Origin of the sequence: Butyrivibrio hungatei DSM 14810 (genome assembly GCF_900143205.1) — a bacterium.
Classification (GTDB): domain Bacteria; phylum Bacillota; class Clostridia; order Lachnospirales; family Lachnospiraceae; genus Butyrivibrio; species Butyrivibrio hungatei.
This window is the reverse complement of sequence record NZ_FRDH01000004.1, coordinates 429,739-449,282: the sequence shown is the minus strand read 5'-3', so window position 1 is coordinate 449,282 and position 19,544 is coordinate 429,739. Positions and strand designations below refer to the sequence as shown.

General features: G+C 40.5%; 15 protein-coding genes. 1 reads left to right on the top strand and 14 read right to left on the bottom strand.

The window, feature by feature from the left end; translation table 11 throughout:
• Window positions 1-15 precede the first annotated feature (15 nt).
• From asd to BUA02_RS06095, 9 genes are all read right to left on the bottom strand, one after another.
• A complete protein-coding gene (asd, locus tag BUA02_RS06135; RefSeq protein WP_071175849.1) occupies window positions 16-1,101 on the bottom strand; it encodes an aspartate-semialdehyde dehydrogenase in 1,086 nt (361 codons plus the stop codon).
• Window positions 1,102-1,277: 176 nt separating this feature from the next.
• The gene (gene argH / locus BUA02_RS06130; protein ID WP_072701837.1) at window positions 1,278-2,666 is read right to left on the bottom strand and encodes an argininosuccinate lyase; all 1,389 of its coding nucleotides are present in this window, start codon (window positions 2,664-2,666) and stop codon (window positions 1,278-1,280) included.
• A 218-nt stretch (window positions 2,667-2,884) separates the two neighbouring features.
• Entirely contained in the window at window positions 2,885-3,250 is a 366-nt protein-coding gene (locus tag BUA02_RS06125) for a DUF1667 domain-containing protein (protein ID WP_072701835.1), read from the bottom strand.
• An 11-nt stretch (window positions 3,251-3,261) separates the two neighbouring features.
• Window positions 3,262-4,530: an NAD(P)/FAD-dependent oxidoreductase gene (locus BUA02_RS06120; protein ID WP_072701833.1), complete on the bottom strand. Its 1,269-nt coding sequence runs from the start codon at window positions 4,528-4,530 to the stop codon at window positions 3,262-3,264.
• A complete protein-coding gene (locus BUA02_RS06115) occupies window positions 4,527-5,975 on the bottom strand; it encodes an NAD(P)/FAD-dependent oxidoreductase (protein ID WP_072701831.1) in 1,449 nt (482 codons plus the stop codon). Before BUA02_RS06115 ends, BUA02_RS06120 begins: the two co-directional genes overlap by 4 nt.
• Before the next feature lie 20 nt (window positions 5,976-5,995).
• A complete protein-coding gene (glpK, locus tag BUA02_RS06110) occupies window positions 5,996-7,498 on the bottom strand; it encodes a glycerol kinase GlpK (protein WP_072701829.1) in 1,503 nt (500 codons plus the stop codon).
• 186 nt (window positions 7,499-7,684) lie between these two features.
• Window positions 7,685-9,493, bottom strand: coding sequence for a carboxylesterase/lipase family protein (locus tag BUA02_RS06105; RefSeq protein ID WP_072701827.1), 1,809 nt, complete (start codon window positions 9,491-9,493; stop codon window positions 7,685-7,687).
• Window positions 9,494-9,640: 147 nt separating this feature from the next.
• On the bottom strand, window positions 9,641-9,940 hold the full coding sequence (locus tag BUA02_RS06100; RefSeq protein ID WP_071175842.1) for a hypothetical protein: 300 nt from the start codon (window positions 9,938-9,940) through the stop codon (window positions 9,641-9,643).
• Window positions 9,941-10,763: 823 nt separating this feature from the next.
• Complete coding sequence (locus BUA02_RS06095; protein WP_072701825.1) at window positions 10,764-11,906, bottom strand: hypothetical protein; 1,143 nt, start codon at window positions 11,904-11,906, stop codon at window positions 10,764-10,766.
• Between the two features lie 139 nt (window positions 11,907-12,045).
• On the opposite strand from BUA02_RS06095, the gene BUA02_RS15815 reads away from it, so the two are divergent.
• Complete coding sequence (locus BUA02_RS15815; RefSeq protein WP_161487302.1) at window positions 12,046-12,216, top strand: hypothetical protein; 171 nt, start codon at window positions 12,046-12,048, stop codon at window positions 12,214-12,216.
• 3 nt (window positions 12,217-12,219) lie between these two features.
• On the opposite strand, the gene BUA02_RS06090 is transcribed toward BUA02_RS15815, so the two are convergent.
• Genes BUA02_RS06090 through BUA02_RS06070 form a run of 5 tightly spaced genes read right to left on the bottom strand, consistent with a single transcriptional unit; the run spans window position 12,220 to window position 19,433 of the window.
• A complete protein-coding gene (locus BUA02_RS06090) occupies window positions 12,220-13,647 on the bottom strand; it encodes an alpha-L-fucosidase (RefSeq protein WP_072701823.1) in 1,428 nt (475 codons plus the stop codon).
• Window positions 13,644-14,873: a pectin acetylesterase-family hydrolase gene (locus tag BUA02_RS06085; RefSeq protein WP_072701821.1), complete on the bottom strand. Its 1,230-nt coding sequence runs from the start codon at window positions 14,871-14,873 to the stop codon at window positions 13,644-13,646. Before BUA02_RS06085 ends, BUA02_RS06090 begins: the two co-directional genes overlap by 4 nt.
• Before the next feature lie 8 nt (window positions 14,874-14,881).
• Window positions 14,882-15,547 (bottom strand): DUF6320 domain-containing protein, encoded by a 666-nt coding sequence (locus tag BUA02_RS06080; protein ID WP_071175838.1) that lies wholly within the window; start codon window positions 15,545-15,547, stop codon window positions 14,882-14,884.
• A gap of 5 nt (window positions 15,548-15,552) precedes the next feature.
• Window positions 15,553-16,824 carry a hypothetical protein gene (locus tag BUA02_RS06075; RefSeq protein ID WP_072701819.1) on the bottom strand — a complete coding sequence of 424 codons (1,272 nt, stop codon included), beginning with the start codon at window positions 16,822-16,824 and terminating at the stop codon, window positions 15,553-15,555.
• Between the two features lie 23 nt (window positions 16,825-16,847).
• Entirely contained in the window at window positions 16,848-19,433 is a 2,586-nt protein-coding gene (locus BUA02_RS06070) for a right-handed parallel beta-helix repeat-containing protein (protein WP_072701817.1), read from the bottom strand.
• Window positions 19,434-19,544 lie beyond the last annotated feature (111 nt).

Here is a 19,544-nt window from a genome sequence, read left to right as displayed (position 1 = left end):
CTGCTCCCGAAAAAATTACTTCTTGTTGATATATCCGCTAGCCTTGAGAAGTTCTGCACATTCTACTGCGCCGCCTGCTGCACCACGAAGAGTATTGTGTGAAAGACCTACAAACTTCCAATCATAGATTGTGTCTTCACGAAGTCTTCCGATGCTGACACCCATACCGTTCTCATAATTAACATCAAGAGTGATCTGAGGTCTGTTATCCTCCTGCATGTACTGAATAAACTGCTTAGGAGCGCTAGGAAGCTGGAGCTTCTGTGGAAGTCCTGCAAAGTTCTCAAGCTTTTCAATGAGCTGTTCCTTTGTAGGATTCTTCTTAAACTTAACAAATGCAGCAGCTGTATGACCATAAAGAACAGGAATTCTGATGCACTGGCATGTGATCTTAACATCATCAGCTGGAACGATCACGCCATTTTCAATCTTACCCCAGATTCTAAGTGGCTCTTTTTCTGACTTCTCTTCTTCACCTGAAATGAAAGGAATAACGTTTCCAACCATCTCCGGCCACTCTTCGAAGTTCTTGCCAGCACCTGAAATAGCCTGATATGTTGTAGCAACTACTTCGTATGGCTCAAACTCTTTCCAGGCTGTAAGAGCTGGTGTATAGCTCTGGATTGAGCAGTTAGGCTTAACAGCAATGAAGCCCTTCTGAGTACCAAGCCTCTTTTTCTGGAACTCGATAACATCCATGTGCTCAGGGTTGATCTCAGGAATGATCATAGGAACATCTGGTGTCCATCTGTGAGCACTGTTATTTGAAACTACTGGAGTTTCTGTCTTAGCGTACTCTTCTTCGATTGCCTTGATCTCGTCCTTAGACATATTTACAGCTGAAAGAACAAAGTCAACGTCCTCAGAAACGCCCTTAACATCAGTAACATCTTTGATAACAATATTCTTTACAGATTCAGGAATAGGGCCATCCATCTTCCATCTCTTACCAACAGCCTCTTCATAAGTCTGTCCTGCACTTCTAGGGCTAGCTGCGATAGTTGTAACTTCAAACCATGGATGATCCTTGATAATATCAATAAATCTCTGTCCAACCATTCCAGTTCCACCAAGAACCGCTACCTTCAACTTGTCACTCATAATAAAATACTCCTCCTTTAGATGGTGAATTATCATTTTCGAAGTATATAATGCCAAAACCTCCGATATTTTTCGTGTGGAAGGTCATAATAAACCGAAAGACATTAACACGAAAAATAAATCGGTTTTGTTCATTATATACTTCGAAAATGCTTATGTACGATGTTAAAAAATGATTATGATATAGAAAAAGATGCTAGAAAGTCGTTATTTAGTTTAATAACTTTTTCTATAGATGTGCTACTAGGCGCGCCGATAGTTAATCTCTTTTCAACGCAGGTCTTTAAACTGATCGCATCATATATATCTTCTTCAAAAAGATCTGAAAATGTCTTGAGCTGTTCAAGACCAAGGTCATCTATCGCGCAGTTTTTGTCGATGCAGGCAAGGACCAATCTGCCGATGACTGAATGAGCATCTCTAAATGGAAGACCTTTTTTAACAAGATAGTCTGCTGCGTCCGTTGCATTAGTAAAGCCCATCATAGCACTCTTTTCCATGTTATCTTTGTTGAACTTAAGAGTTCTTAACATATCAGTGAAAAGAGTAAGGCAGTTATCCACAGTATCTATGGCATCAAAGGCTGCCTCCTTGTCCTCCTGCATATCCTTGTTGTAAGCCAGAGGAATGCCCTTCATAGTTGTAAGCAGTGACATAAGGTCACCATAAACACGTCCTGTTTTGCCCCTTACAAGTTCCGCAATATCAGGATTCTTTTTCTGAGGCATAATGCTTGAACCTGTAGAATAAGCATCGTCTATAGTCACGAACCTGTATTCATTGGAATTCCAGATGATGATTTCTTCGCTAAACCTTGATAAGTGCATCATGATAGTAGAAAGAGCTGATAAATACTCGATGAGATAATCTCTATCTGATACGGAATCCATACTGTTAAGTGTTGGTCCGTAAAAATCAAGTAACTCTGCTGTATATTCTCTATCAAGCGGATAGGTTGTACCCGCCAGAGCTCCTGCTCCTAAAGGGCAATAGTTCATGCGGTTTCTGATATCCTTCATCCTTAAAAGATCTCTTTTGAACATCTCAAAATATGCTCCAACATGATGAGCCAATGTAACCGGCTGAGCCTTCTGAAGGTGTGTGAAGCCTGGCATATAGGTATCAATATTAGATTCCATGATACCGTTTAATACCTCTAATGCCTTTTTTAAAAGATCTGCTGTATGCTCGATCTCATTTCTGGCATAAAGTCTCATATCAAGAGCAACCTGATCATTTCTGCTGCGTCCTGTATGAACTTTCTTGCCGGCATCACCGATCCTGTCTATTAAATTAGCTTCAAGGAAACTGTGGATATCTTCGTATTTGGTAGTGATCTCAAGCTTTCCAGCCTTAACATCCTCCAGGATACTGTCCAGGCCTTTTACTATCTGATCCTTTTCATCTTCAGAGATAATGCCCTGTTTAGCAAGCATTGTAGCGTGGGCTTTGCTGCCTTTGACATCGACTTCCAAAAATCTCTTATCAAAAATAATTGATGCATTAAAATCCCAAGCAAGTTCATTTATACTTCCTGTAAATCTTCCGCCCCAAAGCTGTGCCATTTCTTCATCTCCGTACTGTAATTGTATAATAGATAATGATTAAATATTCACTTTGACAAATTAAAGTCTTAAAAAATTATAACCCAGATTTAACATATATTAAACCCCAAAATATCAGTTAATATTTAACAAATATTTTGGAGCTAAAGATTTATATTTGTATATAAAAGACAAATGTCCGCCAAAGGCGGACATTTTATGAATAATGCTTTTTTATATTATGCAATTTCGACGTTTCTGGTGGCAATAACATCAACACCTGTTCCGGCAACGTTTTGTACCAGAATATCTCCGATATGCGCTGGTGCAGCTACAACTGCTGCGTCGATATCCTTCATGACTTCAAAGATCTTATCCTTAGGGATATCGCTGGCCGTTTTTACTGATACTCTCTCTTTGTCTCCTCCTGTTATCCTGATAGTACTAGTAACTATCCTTGTAGGATTAACTACTTCTTTTCTTGCGTAGATATCGCCCTTCTGGCATGTGTTTCCTGTAACTTCAGTTACTTCGCCGTTCTCCATTGTTACTGTGAGCTGGCATCCCATAGGACATCCTATACAGGTTAATTCTCTTTTTTCCATAGCTTACCACCTCACTCTTTCTCTATCTTTACTGTAATCTTTTTAAGGTCTTTATGCTCTTCAAGCTGGCTCTTCCTTAAGATTATCTGCTCCATCTCGCCAGGAGCCATGATCCTCTTTTGATTATGGAATACTCTCTCATCATCAAAGTACACACTTACAAAAGAGTTCTTGTAAACATCACCAACTCTAAATCTAACTGTCAAAAGATCATCCATTCTGTTAAGGTCGATAGTGCTTGGAACTGTGTATCTGGCACCTTCTGTTGCAACTATTTCTATGGAAGGGCCACTTGCTCCTTCCTTGCAACCGCTGTTTATGTACTTAACAGCATTATGACCAGCTCTTTTTGCTTCCTCGGAAACATAGTCTACAAGGTCATGGACATGGAGTACATTTCCACATGCAAATACGCCAGGAATATTGGTTTCAAGAGATTCATTTACTATAGGTCCCGATGTTACAGGACTCATCTTAACTCCCGCTGATCTTGAAAGCTCATTTTCAGGAATAAGTCCGCAGGAAAGTAAAAGAGTGTCGCAGGTATATCTTTCCTCTGTTCCCGGGATAGGCTTTCTATCCGGACCAACTTCAGCTATAGTAACGGCTGTCACATGCTCTTTTCCCTCTATATCAACTACTGTATGGGAAAGCTTAAGCGGAATACCATAGTCATCAAGGCACTGAACGATATTTCTCTTAAGTCCTCCTGAATATGGCATAAGCTCTGCCACAACCTTTACTTTGGCGCCTTCAAGAGTCATTCTGCGTGCCATGATAAGACCGATATCACCTGATCCAAGGATAACTACTTCCCTTCCAGGCATGTAGCCTTCGATATTTACAAGTCTCTGAGCAGTACCAGCTGAAAAGATACCAGCAGGTCTATAGCCAGGGATATTCAAAGCTCCTCTTGGCCTTTCTCTGCAGCCCATAGCAAGGATCACTGCTTTGGCAGGAATCTGAAACATTCCATCTTCTCTGTTCATGGCTGTAACAGTCTTGTCAGCAGCAATGTCCATAACCATGGTATTAAGCTTGTACTCTATACCAAGATCAAGAACCTGCTTGATAAATCTATATGCATACTCAGGACCTGTAAGTTCTTCCTTGAAAGTATGAAGACCAAAACCATTGTGGATACATTGATTTAATATGCCACCAAGTTCGTGATCTCTTTCAAGGATCAAAATACTGTCATTTCCAGCCTCTTTAGCAGCTACTGCAGCTGCAAGTCCAGCGGGACCACCGCCTACTATTACGATATCGTATGTCTTCATGCTTCGCTTTCCTCCCCTTTTGTTCTCTCGATCACTATATTGGACTTTCCGCCGCTCTTTGTGATCTTTTCGTAAGGAAGATCAAGCTCCCTATGAAGTATCTCCATTGTCCTTGGGCTGCAAAATCCTGCCTGACATCTGCCCATTCCAGCTCTTGTTCTGCGTTTCACCCCATCAAGAGTTCTGGCGCCTAGTGGTCTGTGGATAGCATCTAATATCTCTCCTTCAGTTACCATCTCGCATCTGCAGATGATATTTCCATATGCAGGATTTTCTTTAATAAGAGCATTCATCTCTTCAATGGAAAGGTCTTTAGTGGACTTTATGCCTTTTCTGGTACTGATCCAGTTTTGTTTTTCTTTTAAGCCCATTTTTTCTTTCAGCATATTGCCAACCATCTTGCCAATGGCAGGTGAAGCAGAAAGACCTGGTGATTCAATTCCTGCTACATCGATAAAGCAAGGTGCATCTTTTACTTCTTCTATAACGAACTCGTGTCTCTCAAGATGGGCACGTAGTCCTGCAAAAGAAGTAATGACACTTCTCATAGGAAGATTTTTTACATTCTCAGAAGCCTTGGAAATAACTGCTTCAAGACCTTCCTGCGTTGTATTGTTTCCTTCTTTTTTCTCTATATCGATAGCTGTTGGTCCCACAAGAAGGTTTCCGTGAACAGTAGGTGTGACCAAAACTCCTTTTCCATACTTGGTAGGCTGTGGGAATATCGTGTGAGAAACGTAAGTACCAGCCTCTTTATCAAGAAGACAGTAATCACCTCTCCTTTCAATGATATGCATCTTGTCTGCACTTACCATGTTGTGGATCTTGTCAGCATAGACACCTGCTGCATTTACAATGTATCTAGCCTTGTACTCACCATTACAAGTTCTTACATGCCAGATTCCATCGCTATCTTTTTTAATATCCTCAACTTCTGTGTTGAATCTGAACTCTACGCCGTTTACATTGGCATTTTCTGCCATTGCAATATTTAGCTCAAATGGACAGATAATCCCACCAGTTGGAGCTAAAAGAGCTCCTTCCACATTTTCAGAAAGATTTGGCTCAAGCTCTAACGCTTCCTCTTTTGTCAAAAGCTTAAGGCCCTTAACACCGTTTTTTACGCCTCTTTCATACAAAACCTTAAGTCCATCAAGCTCTTCCTTGTGAATACAAACGACCATTGAGCCATTTCTCTTAAAAGGAATATCAAGATCTTTGGAAAGCTTGTCCATCATCTCATTTCCTTCTACATTGAGTCTGGCCATGAGTGAGCCTTCATCAGCATCAAAGCCAGCATGCACAATGGCTGAATTAGCCTTGGATGTTCCCTCACATACATCACTGCACTTTTCAAGGACGCAAACATTTATATCGTATCTGGAAAGTTCCCTAGCAACAGCACAGCCAGATACCCCCGCTCCTATAACTATTACGTCTAACATATCTATCCCCTACCTTTTTATCAGATTTCTTTAGCCCAGCCTCTAGTGGAAGCAACCGCCTGCTTCCAACCGCGAAGCTCTTTTTCTCTTTTATCTGGATCCATAGCGCTCTTAAACTCTTTGTCTACTGACCAATTGCTTAATACATCCTCTTTATTCTTCCAATAGCCAACCGCAAGTCCAGCAAGATACGCAGCTCCCATAGCTGTTGTTTCAACACAGGATGGTCTAATAACATCAGTATCGATGATATCTGACTGGAACTGCATCAGGAAATTGTTCTTGGAAGCTCCCCCATCTACTCTGAGGCTTGTAAGTTTTCTTCCTGTATCAAGCTCCATAGCCTTTAATACATCCGCTGTCTGGAATGCCAGAGACTCAAGCGTTGCTCTTATGATGTGATATTTATTAACACCTCTTGTAAGGCCTACGATGGCACCTCTTGCATATGGATCCCAATATGGAGCGCCAAGGCCAGTGAATGCAGGCACAACATAGCAACCATTGGTATCCTTTACCTGAGTCGCGAAATATTCTGAATCCGGAGAGGAATCAATAACTCTAAGTTCATCTCTAAGCCACTGTATTGCAGCTCCTGCCACATATACTGAGCCTTCGATTGCGTAGGTTACCTTTCCATCAATTCCCCATGCGATTGTTGTCAAAAGATCATTTTTAGAATAGATAGGCTTATCACCAGTATTCATCAGCATGAAACAACCTGTTCCATAGGTGTTCTTGGCGTCGCCTTCAGAAAAGCATGTCTGTCCAAACAAAGCAGACTGCTGATCTCCTGCAGCACCTGCTATCTTTACAGGTCCCCCAAAAAATTCAGGATCAGTCTCGCCATATACACAGCTTGATGGCTTAACTTCTGGAAGCATGCTCATTGGAATATCTAAAAGATCACAGAGCTCTTTATCCCATTCAAGAGTATTGATATTAAAGAGAAGTGTTCTTGAAGCATTAGAGTAATCTGTCACATGAACCTTTCCCTTTGTGAGTTTATAAATAAGCCAGGAATCCACAGTTCCAAAGCAAAGCTCGCCTCTCTCGGCTCTGGCTCTTGCTCCATCCACATTATCAAGTATCCATCTGATCTTGGTTCCTGAAAAATATGGATCAAACTTAAGTCCTGTCTTGCACTGGAATTTCTCTACAATTCCAGGAACTTCTTCTTTCATCTTTTCTGCAAAATCTGCAGTTCTGCGGCACTGCCATACAATAGCATGAGAAATAGGCTGTCCAGTCTTTTTATCCCATACGATAACAGTCTCACGTTGATTAGTAATACCAATAGCCGCTATATCCTCGAAGCTTGCATCGATCTTGTTCATGGCCTCGCGGGCTACAGACAGCTGTGTCTGCCAGATTTCGCTAGCATCGTGCTCAACCCAACCAGGCTGAGGAAAAAACTGTGTAAATTCCTTCTGGGCGCAAGAACAGATCTCCCCTTTTTGATCAAAGAGAATACATCTGTTGCTTGTTGTGCCTGAATCCAATGCCATTATGTACTTTGCCATTTTATAACTCCCTTACCATAACTAGTTTCTTTTAAGAAAAAAGAGCAAAGAAAAGAATCTTCTTTGCTCTTTAATAATATAGCTTTTTTGTGCATATTACAATAGTTTCACAAATATTTCGTTTGATTTTTGTGCATTATGCACAGCTTTCGTAGGTGCTTTTTGTTGGAAACTGATATAGAAATTTCAGTTTTCCTCTGATTGATATTTGTCTATGACTTCATATATCTTTTCATTAGGATCATCAACCATCTGAACATTATCCCCAAGCTCAAGAACTTTGGTCTGAGTATCAGTTCTCATCTCCCAGACAGGGAGCCCATCTCCATTTGGATCTCCGGTCTTTGCAAAGTTAGTCCAGTACCCCACCATCATTTCTGAGAGCTTATAGTCGTCATCATCATAGAGTCCAGGATGCCTGTAAAGATTACCATAAGCATATGGAAGTTCGCCTGCGTGGTAGTTGGTAAGGCTCTTATTTCTCTTAGTGAAATAATATTCATAGCTTGGTATTCCAAGACTTACTTCATATCTATTCCACACATGATGAGAATAGCTAAACCATAGCGCACTGTATACCGTATTAAGAGCTCCCTTAGCTTCACCAAGAGCATCAATTACTATATGGTCATCTCTTGGAGGCTGGTTCCATGGCACAACCTCTGCCATTTCCTTTGCATAATCTCCAATTTCCTCTGCTATGAGCTCTTCATAGTTATCCTGTGTTGCTTTGATATTTAACATAAACACATCTGCCTCTTTTGCATTGAAACCATGTAAAAGAGCTTTCTCATGATTATTACCCTTCTCATAAGTAAGGTAAGGCATCTCTGTTATAGCATAGCCATCAATAGTCATGGCTGTGTTCTTGGAAGATGTACTAAGAATCTTGTCAGCGCTTATGCTTCTAAGCTCAGCTGAAGATGTTACACCAAGCTCTTTTCTAAGGATATCTCCCTGTTCTATAGCCTCTTCATAGGTTCTAAAGGTATGGAAAGGCTTTTTGGCTACTACAGAGCTTGACTCAGCAATAGCATATCTAAATAAACCTTCAGTTAATGGTGATACACAAAGAGCGTTAACGCTTGATGAGCCTGCAGACTCTCCAGCTATAGTGATCTTATTTTTGTCACCGCCAAAGGCTTCGATGTTGTCGTAAACCCACTTAAGAGCTGCAATCTGATCTAGAAGTCCGTAGTTACCAGTTGTTCCATTTTCTGATTCATCTTTTAAGTCATCAGCTGCGTAATAACCAAAAGGTCCAAGGCGATATGCAAAGTTAACAAATACCACGTCCTCTTTTGCAAAGGTCTCGCCTCTGTATTCTGTATAGTAAGACTGGCCTGTATTTAATGAACCTCCGTGGATATAGAATACTACCGGCTTAAGTTCATCGCTTTTCTCAGGTGCGTAAACATTAAGATACAGACAGTCTTCACTCATAGGTTCTACATACTCATCACCTATCGTGATCCTATAATCATGAAATCCAATTATATGTGAAAGTGAATCATAAAGGACTGCGTTTCTTGGCTGCATCGCCATTGGTCCAAAGCTGTCACAGGCTAAAACTCCATCCCATGGCTTTTTTGCTACAGGCTCTCTAAACCTAAGCTCTCCAACAGGAGCTTCGGCATAAGGGATTCCAGCAAACACTCTTACTGAATGATCTTCATTGTAAACTCCTGTAATGTCTCCAGATGCTACATGAACAACTTCTGTCACATCAGGATTCTTATTATCAACAGCCGGAACCCTCTTTTCCTCAGGTCCTGTAAATAAATAGTTGATCATTAGATAAGAAATAAAAATAACCCACATTAAGGCCATTCGCTTTTTGTCATATTTGCCCTTTTTCATAAAATATGCTCTGCAAACAAACATAAGCACTATTCCAATAAGAGCAAGGCACCAGCCAATGATCATATTCTTAGATAATTCCAAAAGTGCCAAATATAGCAGTGATACTATTATTACACTAATCGTAAATCCCATATGCATATCCTCATTTCAAAACGCTTCAAAAAAAATCTGCGGATCGTTATAGCAAAAAGTGTATACCTATCCGCAGAAGAAATCAATGTATAAAATTAAATTGTGCTAAATATTTTTGAATACCTTATTTATTAAAGCTTACGTAACTTACTGTCCGTCAGGCTTCACTCCACTTTCCACCATCATATTAATGGCTTCCATAGCAACTTCATAAAGGGCCGCCATATCTCTCGCACCTTCGTCATCCTTGCTTGCAAGCTTTCTATACTGAGTTGTAAAGTACTGCTTTGCCTGATCAATAGTTACTTTGGTAATAACATGTCCATTGGTAAAAATAGTACCGCTGTCCACATTATATTTGCCAGAAGTATACTTAGACTTCTGTGCTTCCCCAACTCCCATAGATTTAGCAAGTGAATGTATAAGGTCCTCTCTACCTACTGTCATAGCGCCCTCCTAAAAAAATCTACCATCTCTAACTTCAATTATACCCCTATATCGCACCATAAATCCACGTCTTTTTCCCCTTAAGTTTTTCTTCCCCCGAAACATTCTTATTAAGCCTCCCCTTCCCCACCTTTTGGGGGCGCCACCCTGAGGCATATTATTTATGAGTCTCTGAAAATTTTATTTGTTCATGAGGGCCTGATCTAGCACTTAAAATTCTGTTTTTGAAACACTGTCTGAGTCTTTGATGCCATTTTTGCTGTAAAGTTTTGTTTTGCCCTCATCAAGAAAACGATACTTTTCTATATGCTCATGCAGTTTTTGTTTAATACGCATGCTCTTGCTACAGACTTGCAGGGCGGAATTTATAATAAGTGGTCATTAGAGCTTCGCTCTTATAACAGAAAAAGAGACGACTCTCCAAGCTAGCTTGAGAGATTGTCTCTTTGTTCTGTTAACAAAGCCCGCAAAAAGCGGGCGTGACCACTTATTATAAATTCTTACCGCCCTGCTTCAAACAACGCAAACCGCATGCGTGTCAAAAACTGCTTATGAGCATAAGAAAATGGCGTTTTCTTGACAATCGTTCAAACCCAAAACTTTACAGCCAAAAATGTGCTTCAAAGACGACGCCACATTCACTTAGCGAAGAATGAGCTTAGTGAATGACGCACAGAGTGTTTTGTTTCAAAGAATTTTAAGTGCTAGATCAGGCCCCATGAACATGGAAATTCGAAGGACGAATAAAAATATGCCTCAGGGTGGCGCCCCCAAAAGGTGTGGAAGGGGGACTCTGACATCGAAAGTCCCGGGGAAAGACAAACTAACGGGTTTCGACGGCTTCGTAGGCGGTATAGTAGGTTTCGATGCGGTCGAAACGGTAGTATGCGTCACCTTTGATTGTTGCTACTGAGCCTGGAGTGATGCATACTTCGTCTCTGTTGCTGGGGATGAGCCAGATGCAATCAACTAGTTCGTCTCCGTCAAAGAAAAGGACGTAGGCGTCAACTTTAACTTTGAGGGAGGTTGGGTTTTCGGCTGCAAGGATGACGGAATTACCATCAATTTTGGTGTAGACGTAGACGTCTTGGGTTACGTCCTTTTCGTAAGGGGTTCGCTTGCTGATAGTGAACTCATACATTGAAGGTAAGGTACCGCCTAGTTCTGATTTGTCAAAGCGCCCCTCTATAACGAATTTGGCTCCGTCAGGTACTACTTCTGATGTACGTTCAGATGTGGCGATCTCGTTTCCATCTTTGTCCCTGGCAGTGAACATACACTCATATCTACATAGATTTCCTGTCTTATTTTGAAGGACCAGCACTGGATTGCAGTTGTGATCATCTTCTCTAAAGTACTGAGCCACGATAAGAGTTCCAACTGGAAGGCCACCGTAAGATGGCATGTCATCGTCAGAAGCTCCTATCTCTGTACTTTTTGCAGTAGTTTCATATTCTTTTTCTATGTCTTCAAAGCTCTCGAATATCGATTCAGGGTATTTACTGTTATCAAGAGAAGACTCGCTACTATCAGCTTCTGTAGTTACAATCTCGTTATAACCTGCTTCTTCCTGTACTACTCCGTCACTTACATAGTAGATTCCATCGTCAGATGTAGCTGCAGTTGCAGCCACCTGCTCATCTATAGTCTTATAGTCTTTTACCATAAAAGACATATCAAAGCCGAAATTTGAATAGTTGTCATAAAGGATCTGCTTGAAAGTTCCATAACCTTCTCCCTTATCATAGGGAAGGTGAAGGCCAAAAGTATTTAGATACATTATTATTGGAACTAAAATGCCCACAAGGGACATCAAAAGAGCTCTGACTGTATTTATAGTCTTTTCCTTTGAAAGACAATAAATACTCAGGCAAAAAGAAATGATAGATGGAAAAATACCAATAAGTATGAATGAAGATAAAAGTCCACAGATAGATAGCACAATTGCCACTACAAGCATCTGCATAGAATTCCCCTCGTTTTCTGTGCATAATTTACAAAAACAATTCACTCTAAAATGTCAATACTTGTATCAATATTTTTTTATACTACAATATATTGTAGTTAAAGAATTATCTGTATTTAGTATTGAGGAGGGTGTGTATATGAACAGTGTTGCAAATTTGGAGGCTTCAGATCTACGAATCATCCGCAGCATTCTTCGTTCCATGGCTAATGAGCATTGGTCTGTTCAGGAAGCTCTTGATGAATATGATATTCCAGAGTTCCTTCGTGAAGACTACGAAGCGCAGATCGAAGCCTGTTTTGTAGATTAAGTATTAAAGCATTTCAAGCTTGAATACTACTGGCATATCACTTCTAAAGTCAGTCTTCATATGAAGGCCATCTTCCTTTCTTTCGAAAGCAACTGATGAGCCGTCAGCCAGTACACTAATATTCTTGATAATTCCTGAGAAGCCGTTTGAACTAGCGGCTTCTTTTTCAATTCCAAGAGATCTTACAACATATTCTCCACTCTCAGAGCATTTAAGCGCTGTCACATAGATATTACCCTTAGCCACAGTGAATCTAAAGTCTTCTGGTGTATACTCGATCTTTTTCTTGTCAGTAAACTGTCCGCCTGCTGCCTTTGTAGGTCCCTCTTCAGCAAATCTAAATGGCTTACTGTCATAGATAGCTTCGCCGTTCTTTGAAAGCCACTCACCAATTCCAAGAAGAGTCTTCTTGTCTTCTTCAGAAATTGTTCCATCAGACTTAGGTCCAACGTTAAGAAGCATGTTACCATTCTTGGCTACAGCGTCACAAAGATTGCAGATGATCTCCTCTGGTCCCTTATAATCATTGTCTTCAATATAGCACCAAGATTTTCTACCGATTGCAGTATCTGTCTGCCATACAAATGGCTGAGCAGTTGCAAGCTGACCTCTCTCAACATCAGGTACAGCAACGCCAAATGGGAATGCATCGTGCTTGTAGTTAATAACACCAACCTTGCCGATCTTCTCCATCTCGTTGTAGTAATAAGCTGCCATCTCTCTAAGATATGGCTTAAGACAAGCTTCCTGGATCCACCAGTCAAAATAAAGAACCTCAGGATGGTACTGATCAATGATCTCCTTTGTTCTATCAAGCCAGTCCTGCATAAACTCAGCAGTAGGTGTTGGCTCAGCATATAGATTGTAGTGATCTTCCGGCTCCTTCATTGCTGGATAGTAAAGGCTGTCCTTAGTAATGCTGTCATTGATATCACTCTCAAACTCGCGGCCCTTACTCATAAAGAACCAGTGCTCGATCCTGTGTGAAGAAGCACCAAAGTGCATGCCTCTCTTCTCAGCGCTCTTTTTGAGTTCTCCAAGGTAATCTACCTTTGGTCCCATCTCGTAAGCATTCCACTTAGAAAGCTTACTCTTATACATCTGGAATCCGTCATGGTGCTCTGCTACAGGCACTACATACTTGGCTCCAGCCTTAACAAAAAGATCTATCCACTCATCAGCATTGAATTTCTCCGCCTTGAACATAGGGATGAAATCCTTGTATCCAAAATCCTTGTGTGGACCATAAGTCTTGATATGATGCTCGTACTCTTTAGAATCCTTTATATACATATTTCTGGAATACCACTCATTTCCAAATGCTGGAACGCTGTAGATTCCAAAATGGATAAAGATTCCAAATCTTGATGATGAGTACCACTGTGGTACAGTGTACTTTGATAATGACTCCCAATCTGCTGTGTAACTCATAGTTTTCTTAAATTCCTTCTCTTTTTTGATTTATTTTTGTTATTGCTAAGAAGGTCCATTCCTACATCGTAAACCTTCCCATCAACCGCATCTGCCAGCCATTTCGCCATGGATATTCCGTCCTGGGTAAAGGCTGTAAAGTGAAGTTCTCTGACGCTGGTATGTACAGTGCCGCCCATGGTTATAAGCGGTATCTTCCAGTTATTTATAAATATGCCAAAAGCAGGAGTTATCTCTTTTAACTCATGCACCATATCTATCAACTGATTATAGTAATCCTCCTGAACATCCTGATCAGTTTCATACTTCTTGTTGATAATATCATTATAATAGGCACTTAATAAATAGTCCCTGTCTGAACTGGAATATAAATACCTGATTTTGTCTCCATATTTCCTAAAAAGTTCTTTGTACCAATCCAAAGTAATATTATCTGAGTGAATAGATTTCCAAATGCTGTCCTTTGAACGCCATATATTCTTGGCTGTTTTTCTCCAGTTTTTGTACAGAAGCTGTCCACTATCTGAAAATACTGTTATGCTTCTTGTATTTGGATAATAATCATCTATTATCTCACCAGCAAGAGCAGGAACAGCAAAGGCTCCTGCTGAGTTACCTGCTATAAGAAGCTTGTCAGGAGCAGGGATCAGCTCTTTTGCCACCTTCATACTCTCAAGGAAATTCACATAACCATGAAAGTGAAGGATGTCATCCCTGCCATCTTCAGTTTTGTAAGGATAATCGTTGTTGCCAACATGGAAATCTCCAGTGGCATAAGTGATGACCACAAAGCTCCAGTCCTTGAACGGATTCTTGTCCGAAGCAATATCAGTTATACCGATATTGATGTTCATGAGCTGGGTAAAGGGTCTTAGATTATTCCAATAGTAATTTGGAAGACCTGCTGCCACCTTGCCGCCTGTAACAGGCCTTGCAGCAGTATACTCATTCCAGGCAACACCGCCGCCTGAAAAGAAAATGCAAAGCTTTTTGGGATCAGCTTTTTTGACATAGATATAATACTCAGAACCGTCTCCGGATAAGCCCTTATCAAGAGATACCCTGTACCACTTCATGTTCTCAGGGTTTTCCGGAAGCTCATCTGCCAGCTTATTCTTGTCCTCCATTACTTTTCCAATGGAGTTTTCCACGAAATCTCCGACTTTGGAAGCAAATACGATTCCTCGTTTTAAGTTTTTTCTGTTTAATCTGTTTTTAAGACTCATAGTAACCGTCACATATTGAACATTTTTTCTGAGGCAACCTTAAGATCTCTAAACCTGAAGATCAAAACCCCAACAAATATAATAAGATAAACTACAATACTGATAGCTGCCGGCCATGGCTGAACGATCTTGCCATTTCTGATAAAGATGATCTGTAAAAGAGCCATGACAAGATCAAAGATGATATACAAAATATACTCATCAAGCCTAAGCTTCATGACCTTTGCAATTATTATAGTTGCAAAGGCAAGGCCTATAAGCGTAAGAGGAACCATCCAGGAAAGAGACCATCCTAAAAAGCCCGTCTTAACATCAATATAGATGTCAACGATTATAGCCACGATAACTTCCCATGTTATGACCTTAAGAAGGTTATTTCTAAGATACATTGTTGTAAGAAGCGTGATCCAGCCTGCTAATAAACCTAGCATGATAAGACCTATCGGTGCATATTCTCTTCTGGTCATGATGTTGATAGCAGCAAATATGATCTCCAAGGATGCAAAAATAAATGTACACATCTTGATAAAGGTGATATTACTGATCTTTTTCTTTTTCAGGGTAGGAAAAGATGCTCCTGCCTCGCCCTGTACATCCTTTAGCTGTCCCTGGCACAGTGGGCAACAGCTCTTTTTACCTCTTATATTAACTTTACATTTAGGACAAATCTGCATATTACTTATTCAATCTCCTCATCATAATCATTTGATCCAAGTTCAACCTCAATTCCCACTTCTGAAAGACATCTAAAGAAATTGAGCATTACTCTGTGAGTCTTGTATGGTGAAACTTCGCCAAAGGTCATCTTGTCTTTAAATGAGCAGACACAAACCTGCTGGGAAGCAGCTGTCATAAAGGCACTGAATCTGTCTATATATTCCTCTACCTCTTTTGGCATGCTGATCCTTCCAAGATTAGACATAGAAGTTGTAACGCCCTTCTTGGCCGCTCTGTCAAACCTTCCGATAGTGAAATCCTTGATAGGAAGTGGAACCATCTTGATAGCAAGGTTATGCTCAAGAGCTGAATATGAATTCATTGTCTTTTCAATGTTCTCTGAAGAGAGTTTCTCTTTAAAGTCTTTATCTACAGGATCTATGATACTCTTTAGATTTCCATCATAATCTGCAGGGTCATAATCGATATTTATTACGCCAAAAAAGTTTCTGGCTGTGCCGCTTTCATAGAACTGGCGCAGATTAACAGGTACACTAACCACAACATGTTTTTTTCTTTGGGTCCTGTTCATGGTCTGGATAACAGCCTTAATATATAGGGCAACACAAAGTACTCCTACCGTTGTGTCATACTCATGGGCAAGTCCAAGGAACTTGCTGCTTGAAACTGTACCCTCTAAAAGATGTGGTAAAAGGTTATCATCAAGCTCTCCTGTCAACTGATAAGCCTTAACAGATGACATTTCTTTTAACTGCTTTAACCCCTTTTCCTTACTGTAATTATCTGTAAAGGCGTCAACATTCTTTTCCTCGATAGAAAACTCATCTATTGGCTTTATATCTTCATTCAGGTTATGCACCTTCTGAAGATACCTGATCACAAGGCTCTTAAAAAACATGAATGCTCCGGTTCCATCAGCAAGAACATGGAACATCTCCAGATTGATCCTCTTTTCAAAATAGTTGACTCTGTACAAAAGGTTCTTGTGACCTGGAATGTACAAAGGAAGGCATGCTGGCGAATGTTCCTTCTCAACAACAGGCCTAAGATCACTATCCTCTAAGTAATACCAGAAGATTCCCCTGTGAAGAACACAGTTAAAGAAAGGAAATTCCTCTATTGTCTCATCTACAGCTGCCTGCAAAATATCCCCATCTACTTCCTCATTAAGCTCGCAGGTAAGTCTGAAGACTCTAGTGTTAGCTCCCTTTGCAGTAGATGGCACTATCTTGGCCGCATTATCCAGCTTATACCAATTCTTATTGTTACTCATACTATCTAATAAAACCTTATCCTTTATAAATGTTCAACTCTTTCAGTTACTACGTCCATAGACGTCTTACTGATCCTATAGATTACATCCTCAAGAGATATAAACTTCTTGCCCCTTATGAACTTGAGGTACTTAGGTGTAAATCTCATCTTGATGCCTCTTGGCTCAATTCCCAGATTGACCTTTTCCTGAATGGTATTACAAGTATCCCCTGGATCATGGGCAAGGCTCTTATTCAGGATACAGAGCAGTGTTCCGGCAGTTCTTACAAGTCCCTCTGTATTTGGATCAAAGCTCACATCAATTGACTGTAAAGCCCCAACAGACCACTTCTTTATATTGTGATATATACCATATTCACAGTCAAGCTCTACAAGCTTTTCATTCGTAGCATCATAGAGCCAAACTTCATTTCCCTTGACGAACATATCACTTACTATGAAAAGACCTCCATCAAACGGGAATTTGATTCCGGCATCTGAGCAGCCTGTCAGCATGACATTGGCATTTATTTCAGCCACATACTCTTCGTCACAAACCTGCTTATCTTCAATTCTTTCGCTCTCTTGGTGCTCAATTTTATAAGAATCTGAAGAAGGAGTCTGAACATTGAACCTATCTGTACCGCATTCTTCAAATGGTCCTGAAACAGGGTGTATTCCCCTCTTTCTGCCAAAGTAATCCACATCCAGCATGATATTGCTACCATCCGGATTTTCAAATCTCTGCTCAGGCTCAAATGCAGATCCTAAAAAGTCAGAATTAACAGGCATTGTGAAATTCCTTGGAAGGAACTCATAAAGATTTGTATGAAGAGTATAATTGCCTTCATTCTCATCAATATAAAGACTTATCTTGTGATCCTTATCAACATGAGAAGCTATCTCATGATCACAAGGTCTTGCACCGTTAAAATACGCATTTCCTCCAAGATATACAGGAAGGTGATCATAATACTGATCCCTATATGCCCTGCTCTTAGTTGTATTTTTGTTAAACTTTCCGAAGTACTCTGCTGGTCCCGGGAAGTTATTATATGGCAATGTACCGCAGATAAAATTGTTTTTATCTATAGTATCTATGCTCTTTCCTACACAGTACTCCATAAGGTCCTGCCTAACAGTTTTTTGTACAAAGACATTATTATAGAACCTTGCGTCCCCATGGAGTATAGTCATAAATCCAGCGATCATAGTAGAATGCGGAACATGATATGGCGTGTATCTGTCAGAAGCAAGCCTCATAGTTCCATTATCTGTTCCCTGTCCCACATAGGTAAAAGATCCGGCAATAAGATTATGTACAAATGCTATTCCCTGAGTACTGAGCCTTGCCGCAATATCAGATAAAAGAAGGTTATGATCAACAAGTGTTGGTCCGTGGGATACTTCGATAAAAATATCCTCTCCAAGTGAAAGATCAGAATCTATTATTGTTCCTACCGGAGGAACATTGTCATGAAGAAAATTCTGACTTACTCTTGTGCCCTGAGCCTCCCAATCAAGCCATATACCTCGCGTGCAGTGATCTATATGGTTTCTCTTTATCTGAGTATCTATAGCAGCATGAAGCTTGATACCAGCTATCTCAGCGCCTTCTATGTCATGCTTGTTATTGATCCTATGAATATGGTTATCTTCTATGACAGCAAAGGCTCCACCTAAATGTCCCACAATACCTGCCTGTCCGCAGTCGTGAATATCGCAGCGTCTGATGATATGTGATCCCACAGTTTCTTTATCCCAGCCGTCATTAACAGCCTGACATACGCATTCTCTCTGAGTCTGAGTGCCATCCTTCAGAAAATGTGTTGTCCACTTATTGTTGTTGCCACTCTGATAGTACTTACCAAGACTTATGCCACAGCACTTAGACTCGTATATCTCACAATCTTCGATTATCCAGCCTTTAGCCCAGCCCGGTCCTACCATGCCTTCCTGTCTGGCAGTAGGAGGCGCCCAGTTAGTGGCAGCGTTTCTAATGGTAAATCCACTTAACGTTATATTGTTTATTCCCATATCTGTAGGGAAAAAGCACGCTCTTCTGACACTAAGCTCTACATTTTCAGTATTTGGATCCTTTGAGCCGAAATTGGCATAGATTATGGTGCAGTTATCTTCCTGAGCCGTGAACCAGACATATTCCGTCATCTCAGGTTCCCAGGACCTCTTATCCCTGACTGGATGCATGCAAAGAGAAAGATCAAACACTTCATGCATTGATCTTCCGTTTAGATATAAATCTCCTGTGTGATGTGGATTTGCTTCTTCCTGATACCAGTCTCCTGATATTTCTGTGGTATATGGATTATATGAACCAAAGAAGCTATTTGGAATTCGAACACGCCAAACATTTTCAAAGGCTTCCCAGTCCCTTATCTCTTCTGAACCGGTAATAACAGCCTCTCCTTTGATGGTGCTCTTATAGACTATTCTATTGTCATCAAGCCCTGAGAACCTTGGCCTGACCCATTCTCTGTATACGCCAGGTGCTACGAGGACTACATCTCCCGCCTTAGCTATATCCGCTGCTTCAGAAATAGTTTTAAAAGGATGAGCAATGGAACCATCTCCACTTCTAAGTACATTTCCAGCAACATATATCTGCATACGCCCCTCCAATCTGCAAGTAACAACTACTGCAACATGCAAAAAACCTCTGTATACTATATAATTATATCATGTTTAAAGCATTAGAGATTGGAGATTACCATGGCACGA